Raw genomic sequence first — 16,711 nt, 5'->3', positions numbered from 1 at the left:
TTGCACAGCATGGCACGTCCAGCTCGAATTGGCTCCAGTACACCATTGGCGAGAGGGCCAGCCCCACATCCAGGACTTCACATCCGCCCTGCACCAGGCCGAGGATCAGCGCGTTCTTGATCGGTTGGCTGATAGAGCGGAAATCGTGGCCGGTTACCACTTTCGGTTCCACGCCCAGTTCATGGAAGAGCGTCGCCATGCCAAGGCCCAGCGCCTGCACGCCGGTCAGGTTCAGCTCAGGCGCTTTTTCCTTGCCAATGCCGTTGAACCACCACCGAGCATCATATTCACGAAAGCCGGTCGGCTTCACGAGCGGAAGAATTTCAAATTCCAGCGTGTTCGGCTGAATATCAGCCAATGGTTTGGGCATCATGAGTCTTGTGTCTCCAGGCTTAATGCGTCCCTACACGTCGAGTGTATCATTTCGATTAGGATATGCATGAGGTGCGCCATAGGCGTCAAAACATGACTCTTTATTAATCATCCGATCTTTCACTCGGTTCGTACTCCCTGATGACACCAACCCTGTCATTGAGGAACCCCCCATGAAACTCTCACACATATCGGTTACCATCTCCGTGGCGGCTTTGCTCGCCGTTCCCGCCATGGCCCAGGACTGGTACGCTGCCGGATCAGTCAGCTACCTGAATCAGTCAGACAGCGACAATTCTGGCACGACCGGCGCGTTCACCACCGGTGATCTTGGTGACGGAACGACACTCGATGTCGCCGCTGGCACGCCATATGGCTGGAACACGGAATTCGATAATGGCACAGGTTTCAGCGCTGAAGTCGGCGCACGCTATGGCAATGGTTTCCGCGGCGCAGTTGAACTCGCCTACTCCAGCGCCGATGTCGACACTCATACCGGCGTTACACTCGGCGGCGGCAGCATTGATGCCCTCGACGCCGCGTCCATCGCGGGCAGCCCGACGCCCCTCGGCGCAACCGTCGCGGATGTCGTCGCAGACGGTCGGGGTGACATTTCAAGCACCTCTGTCTTTGCGAACCTGTACTATGACTTCAACAGCGCCGGCACGGTCCAGCCCTATGCGGGCGCCGGCATCGGCTTTTCCGATGTGGACGTACAACACAACCCATCAGGCGTTGGCGTAATTGATGATGGCGAGACCAAATTTGCCTACCAGCTCAAGGCCGGTTTGACTTGGCTGGCGTCAGAAACCTGGGAAGTCTATGGCGAATATGCCTACCGGGCGACCGAAGACATTGAGGTCAACAATGACCTCTTCCCCGGCAATCTCGAAATCGAGAACCAACAGAACCTGTTCACGGTCGGCGTACGCTATCGTTTCGGCTAACGCACGGATGACAGAAAGTTTGCGATCCAGACGCCCAGCCGCTGATTGTCCAGAGGCGCGTTGAGGCTCTCGATTGCCCCATGAACGGCGGCCTCTGTCAGGGGCCGCCCTTTTCGACTGCGGTAGAGCGCGGCGGAATACTCGGCATTGAATTCAGGATGGCACTGAAACGAGACCGCTGGCGTCTTGCCGTAATCTATGGCTGCCATTGGGGTGAAGTCTGATCTCGCCAATACGCTTGCGCCCGGCGGCAACTCCACCACCTGGTCCTGATGGCTCACCGGCACCGATATAGTCGCCGGGCAATTGCCCTCCATCCAGTCCGGACAGGCTTTCATCTCGTAGGTGTGCAGGCCAATCCCCCACCCTTTTGGCGACTTGATCACCTTGCCGCCCAATGCCTCGGCCATGATCTGGTGGCCGAAACAGATGCCCACTTGCGGAACGCCAGCCTTCGCCGCCCCTCGGATGAAGTCCTCAAGCGGCGCGATCCATGGAAAGTCATCATAAACGCCCGCCGGCGAGCCTGTGATCAGGATACCTTCCAACGTCGACGGATCGGGCAGGGCCTCGCCCTTGATCACCGAAACTGTCTCGAACTCCATGTCAGGACTGGCCACCGAGATCAGGTCCCGGAACATCTCGGGATAGTCGACAAAGTCCGCCCGAATGGCCTCGGGCACGAGTCCGGTCTCGATAATGGTCAATTTCATTGGGGATCAGTCTGCAAGCGTATCGGTGTTTGAAGCGGTGGAATGTTGCGCGGCGATCCAGTCATCAATGCGCGCCTCCATTACATCGAGCGGCACAGCGCCTTCTGCAAGAAGCGCATCATGAAATTCCCGCACATCAAACGAGTCGCCCAATGAGGCGTCGGCGCGCGCGCGCAATTCGCGGATCTTGAGTTCCCCGACCTTGTAGGCCACGGCCTGCCCCGGCCAGCCTATATAGCGCGTCACTTCGGTCTGAATGTTGAGCGGCGCCAAGGCGGAATTCTCGATGAAACAGGCTTCAGCTGCGCTTCGGGTCCAGCCATACCAGTGCAGTCCCGTATCGGCCACGAGACGGCACGCGCGCCACATTTCATAGGACAGCGCCCCGAACCGCTCATAGGGCGTGCGATAGATGCCCGCTTCACCCGCAATCCGTTCTGCATACAGACCCCACCCTTCGCCAAAGGCGGTCGCGTAATAGTCCTGCCGGAATTTCGGCTGATCACTCATTTCCTGGGCAAGGGCGATCTGAAGGTGATGCCCTGGCACGGCCTCATGCGCTGACAAGGCGGGCAGCTCATAGAGCGGTCGCTGGTCGAGGGCGTAGGTATTCACAAGGTAAATGCCCAGCCGACCCTCCTCCGGATCGCCGGATACATAGCGGCCTGTTGTATAGCCCGGCGCAATCGCGTCCGGCACAGGCTGCACCTCAAACTCCAGCTCTGGCAGATTCCCGAAATAGTCTGGCAGACTGGCCCGCAGACGCGATGAAATCTCTTCTGCTGCCGCCATCAACTCGTCAGCGGATTGCGCATAGAATTTCGGATCTGTCCTCAGATGGGTCAGAAATTCCTCGAAACTCCCCTCAAAGCCGATTTCAGCAATGATCGCCTCCATTTCAGAACGGATCCGCGCAACTTCGCTGAGGCCAAGCTGGTGGATCTCAACCGGCGAATCCCCCGCGCCCGCCGTATGGTATTCAACCATCGCCGCATAAACGGATTGACCGTTNTCGAGGCCCGCAATGCCTGCGCCCTGTCTCAGATAGGGTTTGTACTCGATTTCGAGGAACCGCCAGGCNTCCAGATAGGCATCCATTGCGCGCCGCGTCGCAGTCAGGCCTTCAGCCTTCAGTCGCTCGGCAACCGCCGGGTCCATATTTTCAGGCAGGGACAGGAACGGCGCATAAAGGTCGCTTTCCGCCGGATCATCCACAACCTGCTCTCGAATTTGCGCGATCACCGTGTCCAGCGGATCCTTGTGCGCGGTCCAGCCTGTCTCGATCCCCCGGCGCATGTTTGCGATATTCTCATCAAAGTATCGCGGCACGTCATTCAGGCGCGCGATCCAGGCTTCAGCGGCCGCCTCGCTGTCGAGATTTACCCGCAGGGCTGCAAAAACCGGCTCTGCCTGAAACCCCCAATCCCCGACAAACGGTATGCGCGCCGAATCGGTCTCTGCCCATACGATATCCGAGTCGAGCAGCCGGATCAGGATGGCCTGATCTATCTCNCGCTCAGTTTCAGCTTTTTGCACTTCTTCCAACAAGGCTCTCGCCGCATCGGCCTGCTCAGCAATCGCTTCAGGCGTCACATCAGACCAGCGATCNGGNGCCAGACCTGCCGTGCGCGCAGCGCCTTCGGGGCTGTTGGCATCTACATAGGCCTCATATTCAGGCACGAGCGTGTCCAGTGGGTCCGCGACGGCAACGCTGGCCAGCCCACCGAAAGCCACTGCAAAAAGAAAAGGTTTCATATTGTCGCTCCCACGCCCTGTGCCGTTGACAGAAGCATAGAGAAACCTAGAACCCAAGCCAAAGCATTCATTGCAGGCAAGCAAGGTCATTCCCTCATGACAAGCACTACACGGGCAGATACGCGCCCATTGTCGCCTCATCTTCAGATTTGGCGGTTCCACATCACGATGGCTGCGTCCATCACACACCGGTTTACGGGCATGGCCCTGTATTTCGGAACATTCCTCATCACAGCATGGATCATTGCCCTCGCAACCAGCGCAGGCTGGTACAGCGTGATCGAAGACATCGTGTCCGCCTGGTATGGTCAGGTCATCCTGTTCCTCTGGGCTGTGGCGGTCATGTACCACTTCCTGAACGGCATTCGTCACCTGCTCTGGGACGGACCACATGTCGGATTTGACCCGAAGACCGCCAGCACGGTTTCGGTGTTCATCTACCTCTTCTCCATCATTGGTGCCGCGGCAATTTTTGCTGCTGCCACCTGGCTTTAAGGGGCGACTGACATGGCATCGAACAATTTCATCACGCCCGCCAAGGCGGCCCGCGGTCTCGGCTCTGCCAAGTCGGGCACCGAAACCCATATCCGCCAGCGCGTCTCCGCGATTGCGCTGATCTTCCTCGTCCCGTGGTTCGTCTTCTCCATCATCAATGCGATGGGCGGTGACCTCGCCTCTGCTCAGGCCTGGGCCGCAAAGCCGTGGAACGCCATCCTGCTGATACTGACCGCCGGCGCGGCGTTCTACCACATGCGTATCGGTATGCAGGTGGTCGTCGAGGACTATATCGCAAAAACGGGAACCAAGTCGGCCCTGCTGATCCTGAACAGCTTCGTGTGCATCGCGCTGTTCGTGACTGTGGCTCTTTCGGTTCTCAAACTCTGGATTGGCGCGGGCGCCTAGAGCCCGCGGGAGAAGCAACAAGATGAGCAATTACACCTGGATCGACCATACATATGATGTCGTGGTTGTGGGCGCTGGCGGCTCTGGCCTCCGTGCTGCCCTGGGCGCCGCACAGGCCGGCCTGAAAACCGCCTGTATCTCCAAAGTTTTCCCAACGCGCTCCCACACGGTTGCCGCACAGGGCGGCATCGCTGCCTCGCTNGGCAATATGGGTGAGGATGACTGGCGCTGGCACATGTACGACACCGTCAAAGGGTCTGACTGGCTGGGCGACCAGGACGCGATTGAATATCTCTGCCGTGAAGCGCCCGCCGCTGTTTACGAGCTGGAGCATTGGGGCATGCCCTTCTCCCGNACCGATGAAGGCAAGATCTACCAGCGTGCATTCGGCGGCATGACCCGCGAATTCGGCAAGGGCCCGGTACAACGTACCTGCGCTGCGGCTGACCGGACCGGCCACGCCATGCTGCACACGCTGTATGGCCAGTGCGTCAAGGAAGAGACCGAATTCTTCATCGANTATTTCGCGCTCGACCTGATCATGGATGAGGAAGGCGCCTGCCGCGGTGTNACGGCNTGGAAACTGGATGACGGCACGCTTCACCGGTTCCGCGCGCAAAANGTTGTCCTGGCAACTGGCGGATACGGACGTGCCTTCTTCTCGTGTACCTCTGCCCACACATGTACGGGCGACGGCAACGCCATGGTGCTGCGCGCCGGCCTGCCGCTGCAGGACATGGAATTCGTNCAGTTCCACCCAACCGGCATCTACGGGTCCGGCTGCCTGATCACCGAAGGCTCCCGCGGCGAAGGCGGATACCTGACCAATTCCGAAGGTGAGCGCTTCATGGAGCGTTATGCCCCATCCGCAAAAGACCTCGCCTCCCGCGATGTTGTCTCCCGCGCGATGACGATGGAAATCCGCGAAGGTCGCGGCGTTGGCGCAGAGAAAGACCACATCCACCTGCACCTTGAGCATCTCGGCGCAGATGTGCTGGCAGCGCGCCTGCCCGGCATCTCCGAGACCGCGAAAATCTTCGCAGGCGTCGACGTCACGAAAGAGCCGATCCCGGTNCTGCCAACCGTTCACTACAANATGGGCGGCATCCCGACCAATTATCACGGTGAAGTGCTGACCAAGAAGAATGGCGATCCGGACTCCGTGGTGCCAGGCCTGATGGCTGTTGGCGAAGCGGCCTGTGTGTCCGTGCATGGCGCCAACCGTCTCGGTTCCAACTCCCTGATCGACCTNGTTGTGTTCGGCCGCGCAGCCGGCCAGCGCTGCGGCGCGACCACCGAAGCCGGGGCNACCCAGCCGGAACTGCCAAAAGGCGCAACCGACAAGCATCTTGAGCGCCTGGACCGCCTGCGCAACGCAACCGGCGACCAGCCGGTCGCCAAGCTGCGCCTGGAAATGCAGAAGGGTATGCAGAACAATTGCGCGGTGTTCCGCACAGGCGACGTTCTGAAGGACGGTGTCGACGCCATTGAGGAAGTCTACAAGAAGGCTCCGGGCATCGANGTGAAAGACCGCGGCATGGTCTGGAATACCGATCTTCTCGAAGCCCTCGAATTCGACAACCTNATCGCTCAGGCCGCCGTCACCGTGAATTCGGCNGCCAANCGGGAAGAAAGCCGCGGTGCCCATGCCCGCGAAGACTATTCCGAGCGCGATGACGAGAAGTGGATGAAGCACACGCTCGCTTGGTGTGACGAGGCCGGCAAGGTCACGATCGACTATCGCGAAGTGCACAATTACACGCTCTCGAACGAAATCAGCTACATCGAGCCGAAGGCCCGGGTGTACTAAGGACAGCAAGGCACGCAAGACATGGTACAGCTTACCCTCCCCAAAGGCTCCGCGCCTAAAAAAGGCAAGACNTGGCCAAAGCCGCAAGGCGCGACCAATCTTCGCCAGTTCAAGATCTATCGCTACAGCCCCGAAGAGNGCGGCAATCCGCGCTGGGATGTCTACTGGGTAGACATGGACAAGGCCGGCACGATGATCCTGGACGTGCTGTTCTACATCAAGAACACCATTGACCCGACTTTGGCCTTCCGNCGCTCCTGCCGCGAAGGCGTGTGTGGGTCCTGCGCAATGAACATTGCCGGGCAGAACACGATTGCCTGCACCAANGGCTTTGACGAATTGCCGGGCGGCGTAATCTCGATCGCGCCCCTNCCCCACCAGCCGGTGGTGAAAGACCTGATCCCGGACCTGACCAATTTCTACGCGCAGCACGCCTATGTGCAGCCCTACCTGAAAACGGTGACGCCAGAGCCTGAAAAGGAATGGAAGCAATCCGAGGAAGACCGTGAAGAGCTGAACGGCCTTTACGAATGCATCCTCTGCGCATCCTGCACGACTTCCTGCCCGTCCTATTGGTGGAATGGCGACAAGTATCTCGGCCCGGCGGCCCTGCTTCAGGCCTATCGCTGGCTGATCGATAGCCGCGATGAAGCCACCGGCGAGCGTCTGGACGATCTGGAAGATCCGTTNAAACTGTATCGCTGCCACACAATCATGAACTGNGCGCAGGTCTGCCCGAAAGGCCTGAACCCGGCCAAGGCCATCGCCAAGATCAAGCACATGATGGTGGAGCGGGTATCCTAAGCGGTCCCGCCAGCATTCACGGCAAAGACTTTTCGCAAACCCTCCGGACGTTCCATCGTTCGGAGGGTTTCGATCAATTGGGCGACATCAAACTCCCAGAGTGTCGTTGGCGGCATGGGCCGGATCACTTTCCCGCCCAGCGCCTTGAACAGGCTATTTGCCTTGCGGTTTTCCGGCAGCGTTTCCGCCTCTAGCGTGATGATGCCGCGCGCCCGGCAGGACAGGGCAACAGACGCGATCAAAAGCCGTGAGAGGCCATGCGCCTGATACTGGTCCAGCACACCCAGCGCCAGTTCCGCCCGGTCGCTCCCCTCTTCACTGCGTATCGCATGGGCCGCAGCCATCAACGGCGNNCCATCCTCGCCCTCATCCAGAATGCCCCAGGCGATATGCTTGTGCCCGTCTGCATCAGCAAGGGACCGGACCACCGCATCCGGCACAGGGTTCGCCCCGCTGAAAAATCGCAGGTAGCGGGATTCCGGAGACATTGCCCGGAAGATTTGCTGGAACTTCGACTCATCCTCGATCCCGACGGGCCGCAGCAACACATCATGGCCAGTATCCAGAGAGACCTGAAGCGGAGCGTTACACATAAGGCCTGCCAGCCTCCGTCTAGAGTTCCCACCAGTCGGCTCACCTGTGCCGATGGCTCCAACGCATAAATCCCGAGCGGAATGTTCGTTCCGGATTCGCCTCACAACGGTAGTGCCCCTATCCTCAAAGGCAAGCACTTCCAGAAACGCAAAAAGCGCGACCGACCTGGCCGCGCTTTTCGAGTTTTGTCACTTGAGCTTAACCTGTCAGACCGGGTTCGGCTCCGGGTCTCCAAGACCGCCATCACCTTTCGGCTTGCGCCGCTTGCCGATCACGGGAACGGCAGAGCCCGGCGAGGAATCATCATCGCCAAGATCCGGCCGCGAAGGCGGATTGCCTTTCAACAGTTCGGCAATTTCTTCGCCCGTCAGCGTCTCATATTCAAGCAGGCCGGTCGCNATCGCTTCCCACTCGCCACGATAATCCGTCATGATGCGACGCGCATCNTCCATGCCNGTCTGGATCAGCGTACGAACTTCTTCCTCGATCTTGCGAGATGTTTCTTCGGACACGTGAGATGACTGCATGAGTTGCTGGCCAAGGAACACATCGCCCTGATCATCGCCATAGTCGACCGGGCCGACGGCATCTGCAAAGCCCCAGCGCGTAACCATGGCGCGAGCCAGACGTGTCGCCTGCTGGATATCCGATGCCGCACCGGCGGTGACATTGTCGTCACCGAATTTCAGTTCCTCCGCCACGCGGCCACCCATCATGATGGCCAGACGAGAGGTCATCTCGATCTTGGACATGGACAGCTTNTCGTCTTCCGGCAGCTGCATNACCATGCCGAGTGCGCGTCCGCGCGGGATGATCGTCGCCTTGTGNACCGGATCTGCCGCAGGCACTTTCAGCGCCACAATGGCGTGGCCCGCCTCGTGCCAGGCGGTGAGTTCCTTTTCCTTTTCGGACATGACCATGGAGCGGCGTTCCGGCCCCATCAGCACCTTGTCCTTGGCGTCTTCGAATTCCTGCATGGCGACCACGCGCTTGCCGCGACGGGCCGCAAGCAGGGCAGCCTCGTTCACGAGGTTCGCNAGGTCNGCNCCCGAGAAGCCNGGCGTNCCGCGCGNAATNGTCTTCGCGTCGACNTCTTTNGCCAGCGGNACATTNCGCATGTGAACGCGCAGGATNTTNTCGCGGCCCATNATGTCCGGATTGCCGACGGTCACCTGNCGGTCNAAACGNCCAGGACGNAACAGGGCCGGGTCCAGAACGTCCGGGCGGTTCGTCGCTGCGATCAGGATGATGCCTTCATTGGCTTCNAANCCGTCCATCTCGACCAGCAACTGGTTGAGCGTCTGTTCGCGTTCGTCATTNCCGCCGCCAAGACCGGCACCGCGCGAGCGGCCNACTGCGTCGATCTCATCGATGAAGATGATGCANGGCGCAGAGCGTTTTGCCTGCTCGAACATGTCGCGGACCCGGCTTGCGCCAACACCCACAAACATTTCGACAAAGTCCGAACCGGAGATTGTGAAGAAGGGCACGCCGGCTTCACCCGCAACAGCGCGAGCCAGCAGCGTCTTACCAGTTCCCGGAGGCCCCACCAGAAGCGCGCCTTTTGGAATCTTGCCGCCAAGACGCTGGAATTTCGACGGATCCTGAAGGAATTCGACAATCTCCTGCAATTCTTCCTTCGCTTCATCCACGCCGGCAACGTCATCAAATGTGACGCGGCCATGCTTTTCGGTCAGCAGGCGCGCGCGGCTCTTGCCAAAGCTCATTGCACCGCGACCGCCGCCAGACTGCATCTGGCGCATCATGAAGAAGACAAAGCCGACAATCAGCAGGATGGGAAGAATGGAGAAAATCAGCGATGCGAACGTGTTCTGGCCGCTGTCAGCATCCACCGTAAACGGCACCTGGTTTTCTTCCAGGAATTGCTGGGTCGTCATGTCGAGAGAGCGCAGCTCGCTGACCATGGTCCGGCCATCGGTCGTCGTAACAATTATGCGCTGATCTCCGAGCGTCGCATCGGCAATTTTGCCGTCCTCGACCAGCTCATAGATTACGGACAGTTTGGCCTTCTCGGCCCGGGCCGCCTGCGGGTTACCACCCATGGCCACGGCCATGCCGATGACCAGGAGGGCAATGGCGCCCCAGATAGCCAAATTCCTGACGTTCATATCGCGTCTCGCTCCAGATTCCGGTGTTCGTTCCGTAAGATAGGAAGCTTATGGCACGAAAACGACTCAAAAGCTCTTAAAATGGCTGTTTTGTCACGTACCGGCGCCATACAGGCTGCGAATTGCTGCGAACCGGGCACGAGCCAGCTTTTCCTCTGCAGCATCGCCTGAAACCTCTGGCTCGGGCGCAAGACTTACATCATCGCGATTGCGATAGATCATGACGCCGCCAAGCGTCGCGCCCGAGAAGGGCTCATCACTGGTCAGCCGCATGGCAAGCGGCTCCACCGCATCCTTTCGCGGCGGCGTCTCACGCCCTCCAACAATCTGTAGCATCACGCCCAAGGCGCGGATCAGGCGCTCCTCCGGCAGTCCCGACAAATCAAGCCGGAACACACCTTCGCCATCGATCGAAACCTGTTCGCGCATCCAGTGTGCAATCAGTCGTTCTTCGAGCCGCCGCAGATCCTGAAGCCGGGCCTGACAGGCAAGGATTCGGGTTTTCAGCCGGTCTTGCCCTGCCAGCAAGGTGCGAACCCGCACGCGTTCATAGGCCGGATTTCGATTGGAAGGGTCGTCGATCCAGTCGACGCCGCGCCGTTCCAGTTCCTCCCGCAAATCCGCGCGCGAGCGCTTCAGAACCGGACGGGCAATCCGCACGCCCTGCCCTTCCGGCCAGACGGGCGACAGCGCGATGGGCTGCATACCCGCCAATCCATACCAGGTGGACCCTTGCCGGGCGCGCATCAGGAAAGTCTCAACCTGATCATCGGCCGTGTGCCCCAGAAGAAGGTGCGTGCCGCCCTCGGCCCGCAGCGCCTCAGCCATCAGCGCGTGACGGGCCCGCCGGGCCGGTGCCTGCTTCCCTTTCGGGGTACGCCAGACCAGTGTCTGATGGGGCACATTGAGGCCTGCACAAATCTCTGCCACCGCGCGGGCTTCGTCAGCGGCTTCCGGGCGCAATCTGTGATCGACCGTGAACGCGACAAGCGCCCGACCGGACTGCTCCGCCCATTCATGCGCGAGGACAAGCAGTGCGAGGGAATCGCTGCCACCTGAGACCGCAACGCCAACCGGCCCTGTGGCCTTGCCGCAGAGCCGGTCAAACAGGTCCATCAGACGTCAGACGTGCAAATCAGTTGTCGCAACCGGACTTGGTGCGCTCCACCGCGGCCAGGTCACGTGTCACGCCGGAGGCATTGGGATACCGGCTCGGCAAGGTGCCGAGCGCCAGGCAGGCCTTTTCCTTGTCACCGATCAGGCGCATTGCGCGGGCGAGCTTCACAAGCGCATCAGGGGCACGCGGATCATCCGGATAAGAGCGGATCATGGTCGTATAGGCCGCGCCGCTATCAGCATAGGCCTTCTGCTGGTAAAGCGACTCTCCCAACCAGTAATGCGCTTCTCCCGCCTGCGGATCATCTCCGAACCGGTCAAGGAAAGCCCGGAACGCTTCTTCTGCGCCCGCATAGTCGAACTGGATCAGGCGAGACTTGGCGAGTGCGAACAATGGCCCCGCCTCCCCCGGCAACGCGCTGGCAGGAATGGTGCCGAGTGAGCCTTCCGGAAGCGCGTCATTNTCTGCAAGGGTGCTGGCAGGTGTCAGGCGCGTAGGTCCGGATTGGGATTCAGGTTCAGGCTCCGGCATTTCGCTCAGCCCGTTGAGGCGGCGCGGGCCGGATGCCGCAGAATCGCCGAGACCCGTCATCGCATCATCCGGGAACGCGCCCGTCATACCGTCCGGTGTCGGCTCGGTTTCCGGCATCAGGCCAGCTGACGCCATGAAGGATTTCAATGCGGCCATGTCCTCAGACTGCGCGTCCAGCTGGGTGCGCAGATCATCAATCTCGTCAATCAGGGCTTCATTGTCGCGTTGGAGGTTTTCGGTCTGCTCGCGCGATTGCTGAAGCTGGAACTCCAGGGTTTCAACGCGGCCCGTCAGCTGCATCACATCGCCGGTCAGGCCGTTTACCTCAACCTGCACCTGAGCGCTCTGTTGACGCGCCTGCGCCACCTGCTGGGAAAGATCTGAACTCGTCACGCCCTGAGTGATCGGCGCACTCCGCTGAGCGATGGCAGGGCTGGCCACGAGGCACAGGCTGGCGAGGACAAGAGCGGGCGCTTTGAACATGGATGAGCCTCCGGAGGATTTCTTGGATTCATACGAAAACAGCCGGGGCCAAATTAAGGCACCCGGCTGCATCTTGTGAAGCTATTCGCGACAGAAAGCTTAGCTTGTGGTCGCGCCGGAAACGATTTGCGTGAAGCCGTTCCGGTTCAGTGCCCATGCTTGCTCGTCAGAACCAGCAGCGATCGGGCGCTCTTTACCGTAGGAGATCGTGTCGATGCGGGACGGGTCGACGCCGAGGCTGACCAGATAGTCCTTCACGATGGATGCACGACGCTCGCCGAGGGCAAGGTTGTACTCACGCGTGCCGCGCTCGTCGCAGTTGCCTGCCACGATGATGCGAACAGCTGGGTAAGAAGACAGCCAGGCCGCCTGACGCTTCAGGACTTCCTGATCGTCGACGTCGAGGCGGTAGCCGTTGAGGTCAAAGTAAACGCGCTCGCCAACATTGACGCGGAAGTCTTCGAGAGACCCTGCGAGCGGGCCAGCCGGTGCGGCAGGCTCTTCAACGACGGGTGCCGGAGCAGGTGCCGGTTCGGCAACTTCTACCGGTGCCGGTTCTTCAACCTGTTCGACAGGCTCCGGCTGGGATGCACATGCGCTGATGGAAAGAACAACTGCTGCAGCAGCTGCAAGTTTGAAAGTGGTATTCATTGCTATTCAGACTCCCCTGGATGTCCTGAGTGCTAATTGACGCCGTACGGCTGGCGTTTGTCAACGTTGTGCCGGATGTAGCGGGTATCTGTCTCCATATTCTGACAGAATTCGGGCGACAATCGGGCGGAAGCAGAGCAGCAACCCCGATTTCGCGATATTTTGACGGTTTATCTCCAAAAAGCAACGCCCCCGGATAAAAACCNGGGACGAAGTGTATGAAATTATTGCAACAACGGCGACCAGGCCGGGTCAGACGCATCTGTTTGCGTCGGCAGACGGCGCTCATTCCGGCCAGACAGGTCCACCGACCAGAGCTGCGGTCCTGCGCCGGGGCGGCTCTCGCGGAAATACACGATCACGCGGCCATTCGGAGACCAGTCCGGACCTTCATCCAGATACGATTCGGTCAGAAGNCGCTCGCCTTTGCCGTCCGTGCCGATGACACCGATATAAAAGCGGCCACCAAGCTGCTTCGTGAAGGCGACCAGATCGCCNCGCGGGCTCCAGACCGGCGTGGAATACTGGCCTTTATTGAAGGTGATCCGGCATGCCACGTCACGACCACCTGACGGGCAGGTGCGCGGGCTGCCATCGGTATTCATGATGTAGAGCTGTGGGCTGCCACCCCGGTCGGACGTGAAGACAATGCCCCGCCCATCCGGCGACATGGACGGCGAGGTATCAATCGCCGGATGATCCGTCAGGCGGCGCGACTGGCGCGTCTGGAGGTTCATCAGATAGATGTCGGAATTACCGCCCTGCGCCTGGGTGAGCAGAACGCTTTCCCCATCCCGGGAGAAGCGCGGCGCGAACGTCATGCCGGGGAAGTTGCCGAGCAATTCCTGACGGCCTGTCTCGATATTGAAGAGATAGACGCGCGGGCGCCCGCCTTCATAGGACATGTAGGTGATTTCCTGCGCCGACGGGCTGAAGCGCGGCGTCAGCACGGTGTTCGTGCCACCGGTCAGATATTGCTGGTTCGCACCATCGGCATCCATGATCGCCAGGCGCTTCACGCGCTCGGTCTTCGGGCCGGTCTCCGCAATGTAAACGATGCGCGTATCGAAATACGGATCTTCGCCGGTCAGGCGCGTATAGATCGAGTCGGCAATCTTGTGCGCAATGCGGCGCCAATTGTCCGGCGTGGTCGTCAGGCGGCGGCCCGGCTGGCCATTGATGCGCATGACTTCACCGCCATAAACGTCCCAAAGGCGGAACGAGACCGCGATCTTGCCGTCCGGCAATTCCTCATACGCGCCCACCACAAGACCTTCGGTCTGGATGATGCGCCAGTCCGGGAAGCGTGGCTGAACATCAATCGACAGATCCTTCTGGATGAAGGAGGCCGGGTTCTGAATGTCGAACAGGCCGGTCGATTCCAGATCGGCGCGGACAACATCGGCGATGTCCTCTGCCATTTCAGCGTTCGTGCCGCGAACTTCAAAGTCCGGGATAGCCAGGGGTGTGGGCTGGAAATTGCCCTCATCGACGCGGACCTGCAGCTGCGCAGCGGCAGGCATGGCGAGGCCAAATGGCGTCAGGAGGACCAGCATTAGCGCTGTCAGGATGCGGGTCATTTGAAAGTCTCCTCAGAATCTCGGTTCAGGTCACTTGAGCGGGCCAATCGTGACCTCAATGTCTTTCCACTCGTCGTAATCGTCTTCAGGCAATTGATAGTTCGCACACTGGCGCACCGCTGTCAGGGCCCGTTGGACCACAACACCCCGGCGGCCAATCGGCATGGAGCGCGGGGTCACCAGATTCACATTGCCGTCCAGAGAGCCATCCACATTGAGTCTCACTCGGATCACAACGTCGAACTGGTCTTCCTTGGGCAGATCATCCACACCATTCCAGCAATAGCCGATCTGGCGGCGCATGGCGGCCTGAAGCGAAGCAGTATTGCCGCGGCGGTCCCCTGCCCCCTTGCGGGGTTGCTGTACGTCTTTCAGCACCGGCTTGTTGATCGGCGGTGGCGCCTGCTCCTGCGCGACCTTGCGCTGGGTTTGCGCCTTGTCCTTCAGGATGTCTTCAAAGTCGTTCAGGAAGTCGAGATCGTCAGACTCCGATTTCGGCTTCTGCTTCTCGATCAGCTTTGGCTCCTTTTTCGGAGGCTCTTCCTTCTTCGGCTCAGGTTCCTTTGGCTGTTCCTCGGGCTCGGCCTTCGTGTCTTCCACGACCGGTTCTTCCTCGGCCGTTTCGGTCTCGCGGGTCTCGTTCACCTCTTCCTGTTCTTCAGGCGGGTCCTCGACGATCTCGGCATCTTCTTCCACCGGATCGGGCTGTTCTTCCGGCTCGGGCTCTTCGACCTCTTCCTCTGGCGGCTCTTCCGCCTTCTGGATCGGCGCCACATCGGTCACGAGCCCAATGTCGACAATATCAATCGGCACGTCGATCGTGCTGGCACATTGCGGCAGGCGCATGAGGATATCGACCGGCGACAGGCCGGGCTCCTCGCGCTCCAGGCGCTCGATCTCTCGGTCGCATTTGCTTTTCTGCATCGGCCACGTCATCACCGCCGCGGCGAGCACGGTGGCGTGAAGCACAGTCGAGATGGTAAAGCCGCGAAGCATGTGGGGCGATGCGCTCCTACTTCTTCTGTTCAGTCACAAAGGATACGCGCGTATAGCCGGCAGCCCGGATTTCGGCGGTCACTTCCATGATCCGGCCATAGGGCGTGTTCTCGTCACCGCGCAGGTAAATTGGCTGCTCATAGCCCTCGCCGATGATGGCCTGAAGCTGCGGGCCCAGCGTCGAAACATCCTCCACCAGGGTCGTCTGGATAAACACATCCCCGTTCTCCCGGATGGAAATCGCCAGCGGATCGTCATTCGGTTCGGTCTTGATTGGCCCCGAACTCGTCTTGGGCAGGTTCACTTCCTCCCCGCGCACCAGCAGGGGCGCCGTGATCATGAACACGATGAGCAGAACCAGCATGACGTCCACAAAGGGTGTCACGTTGATTTCGGCGTTCAACGCGCGCCGTCCGCGCCGTCCGCCCTTCCCGCCTGAACCGAGGATCAATCCCATCGCCTAGTCCCTCGCGGATTCGGAGGCGCGGCGCGACAGGCGCACAAGCACGTCCTGAGAAAATGTGTCGAGCTGGTCGCCCAGCTTGGTCAGGTCGCCAGTGAACTTGTTGTAGAAAATAACCGCCGGGATAGCGGCCACGAGGCCGAGGCCGGTGGCGAACAGGGCTTCTGCAATCGGGCCGGCCACGGTGCCAAGGCTCGTATCCTGTTGTTCGGCAATGTTGAGGAAGGCATTCATGATGCCCCAGACGGTTCCGAACAGGCCGATGAAGGGAGAGGCTGAACCGATCGTCGCGAGCACGCCCAGACCACTGCCGGCCCGGCCAAGTTCACGATCGACAGCGGCGCGCATGGAGCGCTCCGCCCGGCTCACGATTGCGGCGGCTTCGGCAGGATTGTGGGACTGGCGGCGCGCATCGGACCATTCGCGCGCAGCCGCGGCAAACACGCGGCTGGCCGCATCATTGGTGGCCTGACCGGGGCGCATGTCGAAATCTTCGGTGCGGCCACTCCAGAAGGCCTCTTCAAACTGGCGCGATTTCTTGCGCAGNCCGCCAAGGGAGAACAGCTTCTCGCCAATCACCATCCACGACCAGATCGAGGCCAGCAGCAGGAACAGGAGGACCAGTTTGACAACCGGGTCAGCCGCCATGATGAGGCTGAACAGCGAGAAGTCGGCATGACTTGCGGCGGTGCCTATCGCTTCTGATTCCATGGGGGCTAATGCTCCTGTCTACGTATCATGGGTGATCAGCCGCATCCCACCCGGGACCGGCACACCCCTTCATCCACACCAAATCCGGCAGAAACACGGCAGAATTGCCAGTTTCCGCAGTGGGGTTAACGGCTAAGCGGGTTTTATTAACG

General features: G+C 60.1%; 16 protein-coding genes and 1 pseudogene. 5 read left to right on the top strand and 12 right to left on the bottom strand.

Translation table 11 applies throughout. The features are described from left to right. Positions 1–370 (bottom strand): annotated as a pseudogene (locus CBB91_RS03625) (phosphomannomutase/phosphoglucomutase); the annotation flags it as partial. Between the two features lie 175 nt (positions 371–545). Between CBB91_RS03625 and CBB91_RS03620 the strand changes: the two are divergent. Further along, positions 546–1,319: an outer membrane beta-barrel protein gene (locus CBB91_RS03620; protein ID WP_273012105.1), complete on the top strand. Its 774-nt coding sequence runs from the start codon at positions 546–548 to the stop codon at positions 1,317–1,319. Here the strand turns inward: CBB91_RS03620 and CBB91_RS03615 are convergent. Continuing rightward, positions 1,316–2,032, bottom strand: coding sequence for a type 1 glutamine amidotransferase (locus tag CBB91_RS03615; protein WP_273012104.1), 717 nt, complete (start codon positions 2,030–2,032; stop codon positions 1,316–1,318). The two genes, CBB91_RS03620 and CBB91_RS03615, sit on opposite strands and share 4 nt — an antisense overlap. Before the next feature lie 6 nt (positions 2,033–2,038). Beyond that, positions 2,039–3,787 (bottom strand): DUF885 domain-containing protein, encoded by a 1,749-nt coding sequence (locus CBB91_RS03610; RefSeq protein ID WP_273012102.1) that lies wholly within the window; start codon positions 3,785–3,787, stop codon positions 2,039–2,041. Positions 3,788–3,883: 96 nt separating this feature from the next. Here CBB91_RS03610 and sdhC point away from each other — a divergent pair, with 96 nt between their 5' ends. The 4 genes from sdhC to CBB91_RS03590 all read left to right on the top strand — a co-directional run bounded on the left by sdhC (position 3,884) and on the right by CBB91_RS03590 (position 7,304). Then, a complete protein-coding gene (gene sdhC / locus CBB91_RS03605) occupies positions 3,884–4,282 on the top strand; it encodes a succinate dehydrogenase, cytochrome b556 subunit (RefSeq protein ID WP_035547636.1) in 399 nt (132 codons plus the stop codon). Between the two features lie 12 nt (positions 4,283–4,294). Next, positions 4,295–4,690 carry a succinate dehydrogenase, hydrophobic membrane anchor protein gene (gene sdhD, locus CBB91_RS03600; RefSeq protein WP_035547638.1) on the top strand — a complete coding sequence of 132 codons (396 nt, stop codon included), beginning with the start codon at positions 4,295–4,297 and terminating at the stop codon, positions 4,688–4,690. A gap of 22 nt (positions 4,691–4,712) precedes the next feature. Continuing rightward, positions 4,713–6,500: a succinate dehydrogenase flavoprotein subunit gene (gene sdhA / locus CBB91_RS03595; RefSeq protein WP_273012100.1), complete on the top strand. Its 1,788-nt coding sequence runs from the start codon at positions 4,713–4,715 to the stop codon at positions 6,498–6,500. A 21-nt stretch (positions 6,501–6,521) separates the two neighbouring features. Beyond that, positions 6,522–7,304: a succinate dehydrogenase iron-sulfur subunit gene (locus CBB91_RS03590; RefSeq protein ID WP_273012098.1), complete on the top strand. Its 783-nt coding sequence runs from the start codon at positions 6,522–6,524 to the stop codon at positions 7,302–7,304. Here the strand turns inward: CBB91_RS03590 and CBB91_RS03585 are convergent. The 9 genes from CBB91_RS03585 to tolQ form a co-directional block, all read right to left on the bottom strand. Then, complete coding sequence (locus CBB91_RS03585) at positions 7,301–7,897, bottom strand: GNAT family N-acetyltransferase (RefSeq protein ID WP_345906719.1); 597 nt, start codon at positions 7,895–7,897, stop codon at positions 7,301–7,303. The two genes, CBB91_RS03590 and CBB91_RS03585, sit on opposite strands and share 4 nt — an antisense overlap. 207 nt (positions 7,898–8,104) lie before the next feature. Continuing rightward, positions 8,105–10,027: an ATP-dependent zinc metalloprotease FtsH gene (ftsH, locus tag CBB91_RS03580; protein WP_273012096.1), complete on the bottom strand. Its 1,923-nt coding sequence runs from the start codon at positions 10,025–10,027 to the stop codon at positions 8,105–8,107. Between the two features lie 93 nt (positions 10,028–10,120). Then, positions 10,121–11,143, bottom strand: a complete 1,023-nt coding sequence (tilS, locus tag CBB91_RS03575) for a tRNA lysidine(34) synthetase TilS (protein WP_273012095.1) — start codon at positions 11,141–11,143, stop codon at positions 10,121–10,123. Between the two features lie 19 nt (positions 11,144–11,162). Next, positions 11,163–12,158 carry a tol-pal system protein YbgF gene (gene ybgF / locus CBB91_RS03570; RefSeq protein ID WP_273012093.1) on the bottom strand — a complete coding sequence of 332 codons (996 nt, stop codon included), beginning with the start codon at positions 12,156–12,158 and terminating at the stop codon, positions 11,163–11,165. 99 nt (positions 12,159–12,257) lie between these two features. Continuing rightward, the gene (gene pal, locus CBB91_RS03565; protein WP_035547650.1) at positions 12,258–12,809 is read right to left on the bottom strand and encodes a peptidoglycan-associated lipoprotein Pal; all 552 of its coding nucleotides are present in this window, start codon (positions 12,807–12,809) and stop codon (positions 12,258–12,260) included. Between the two features lie 224 nt (positions 12,810–13,033). Beyond that, on the bottom strand, positions 13,034–14,389 hold the full coding sequence (tolB, locus tag CBB91_RS03560; protein WP_035547653.1) for a Tol-Pal system beta propeller repeat protein TolB: 1,356 nt from the start codon (positions 14,387–14,389) through the stop codon (positions 13,034–13,036). 30 nt (positions 14,390–14,419) lie between these two features. Continuing rightward, complete coding sequence (locus tag CBB91_RS03555) at positions 14,420–15,385, bottom strand: hypothetical protein (protein WP_035547656.1); 966 nt, start codon at positions 15,383–15,385, stop codon at positions 14,420–14,422. A 16-nt stretch (positions 15,386–15,401) separates the two neighbouring features. Beyond that, the gene (locus CBB91_RS03550) at positions 15,402–15,842 is read right to left on the bottom strand and encodes a biopolymer transporter ExbD (RefSeq protein ID WP_035547659.1); all 441 of its coding nucleotides are present in this window, start codon (positions 15,840–15,842) and stop codon (positions 15,402–15,404) included. A 3-nt stretch (positions 15,843–15,845) separates the two neighbouring features. Next, complete coding sequence (gene tolQ / locus CBB91_RS03545; RefSeq protein WP_035547662.1) at positions 15,846–16,559, bottom strand: protein TolQ; 714 nt, start codon at positions 16,557–16,559, stop codon at positions 15,846–15,848. Positions 16,560–16,711: the final 152 nt, after the last annotated feature.

Source organism: Hyphomonas sp. TMED31, assembly GCF_002172815.1.
GTDB classification, from domain to species: domain Bacteria; phylum Pseudomonadota; class Alphaproteobacteria; order Caulobacterales; family Hyphomonadaceae; genus Hyphomonas; species Hyphomonas atlantica.
Note: the sequence above shows the minus strand (reverse complement) of the source record. Positions and strands in the feature narration are given on the sequence as shown.

Excerpts from the sequence above, each read along its gene's own strand:
- CBB91_RS03620 (WP_273012105.1), top strand. The coding sequence starts at position 546 with ATGAAACTCTCACACATATCGGTTACCATCTCCGTGGCGGCTTTGCTC.
- CBB91_RS03615 (WP_273012104.1), bottom strand. The coding sequence starts at position 2,032 with ATGAAATTGACCATTATCGAGACCGGACTCGTGCCCGAGGCCATTCGG.
- sdhC (WP_035547636.1), top strand. The coding sequence starts at position 3,884 with ATGACAAGCACTACACGGGCAGATACGCGCCCATTGTCGCCTCATCTT.
- sdhD (WP_035547638.1), top strand. The coding sequence starts at position 4,295 with ATGGCATCGAACAATTTCATCACGCCCGCCAAGGCGGCCCGCGGTCTC.
- tilS (WP_273012095.1), bottom strand. The coding sequence starts at position 11,143 with ATGGACCTGTTTGACCGGCTCTGCGGCAAGGCCACAGGGCCGGTTGGC.
- pal (WP_035547650.1), bottom strand. The coding sequence starts at position 12,809 with ATGAATACCACTTTCAAACTTGCAGCTGCTGCAGCAGTTGTTCTTTCC.
- CBB91_RS03555 (WP_035547656.1), bottom strand. The coding sequence starts at position 15,385 with ATGCTTCGCGGCTTTACCATCTCGACTGTGCTTCACGCCACCGTGCTC.
- CBB91_RS03550 (WP_035547659.1), bottom strand. The coding sequence starts at position 15,842 with ATGGGATTGATCCTCGGTTCAGGCGGGAAGGGCGGACGGCGCGGACGG.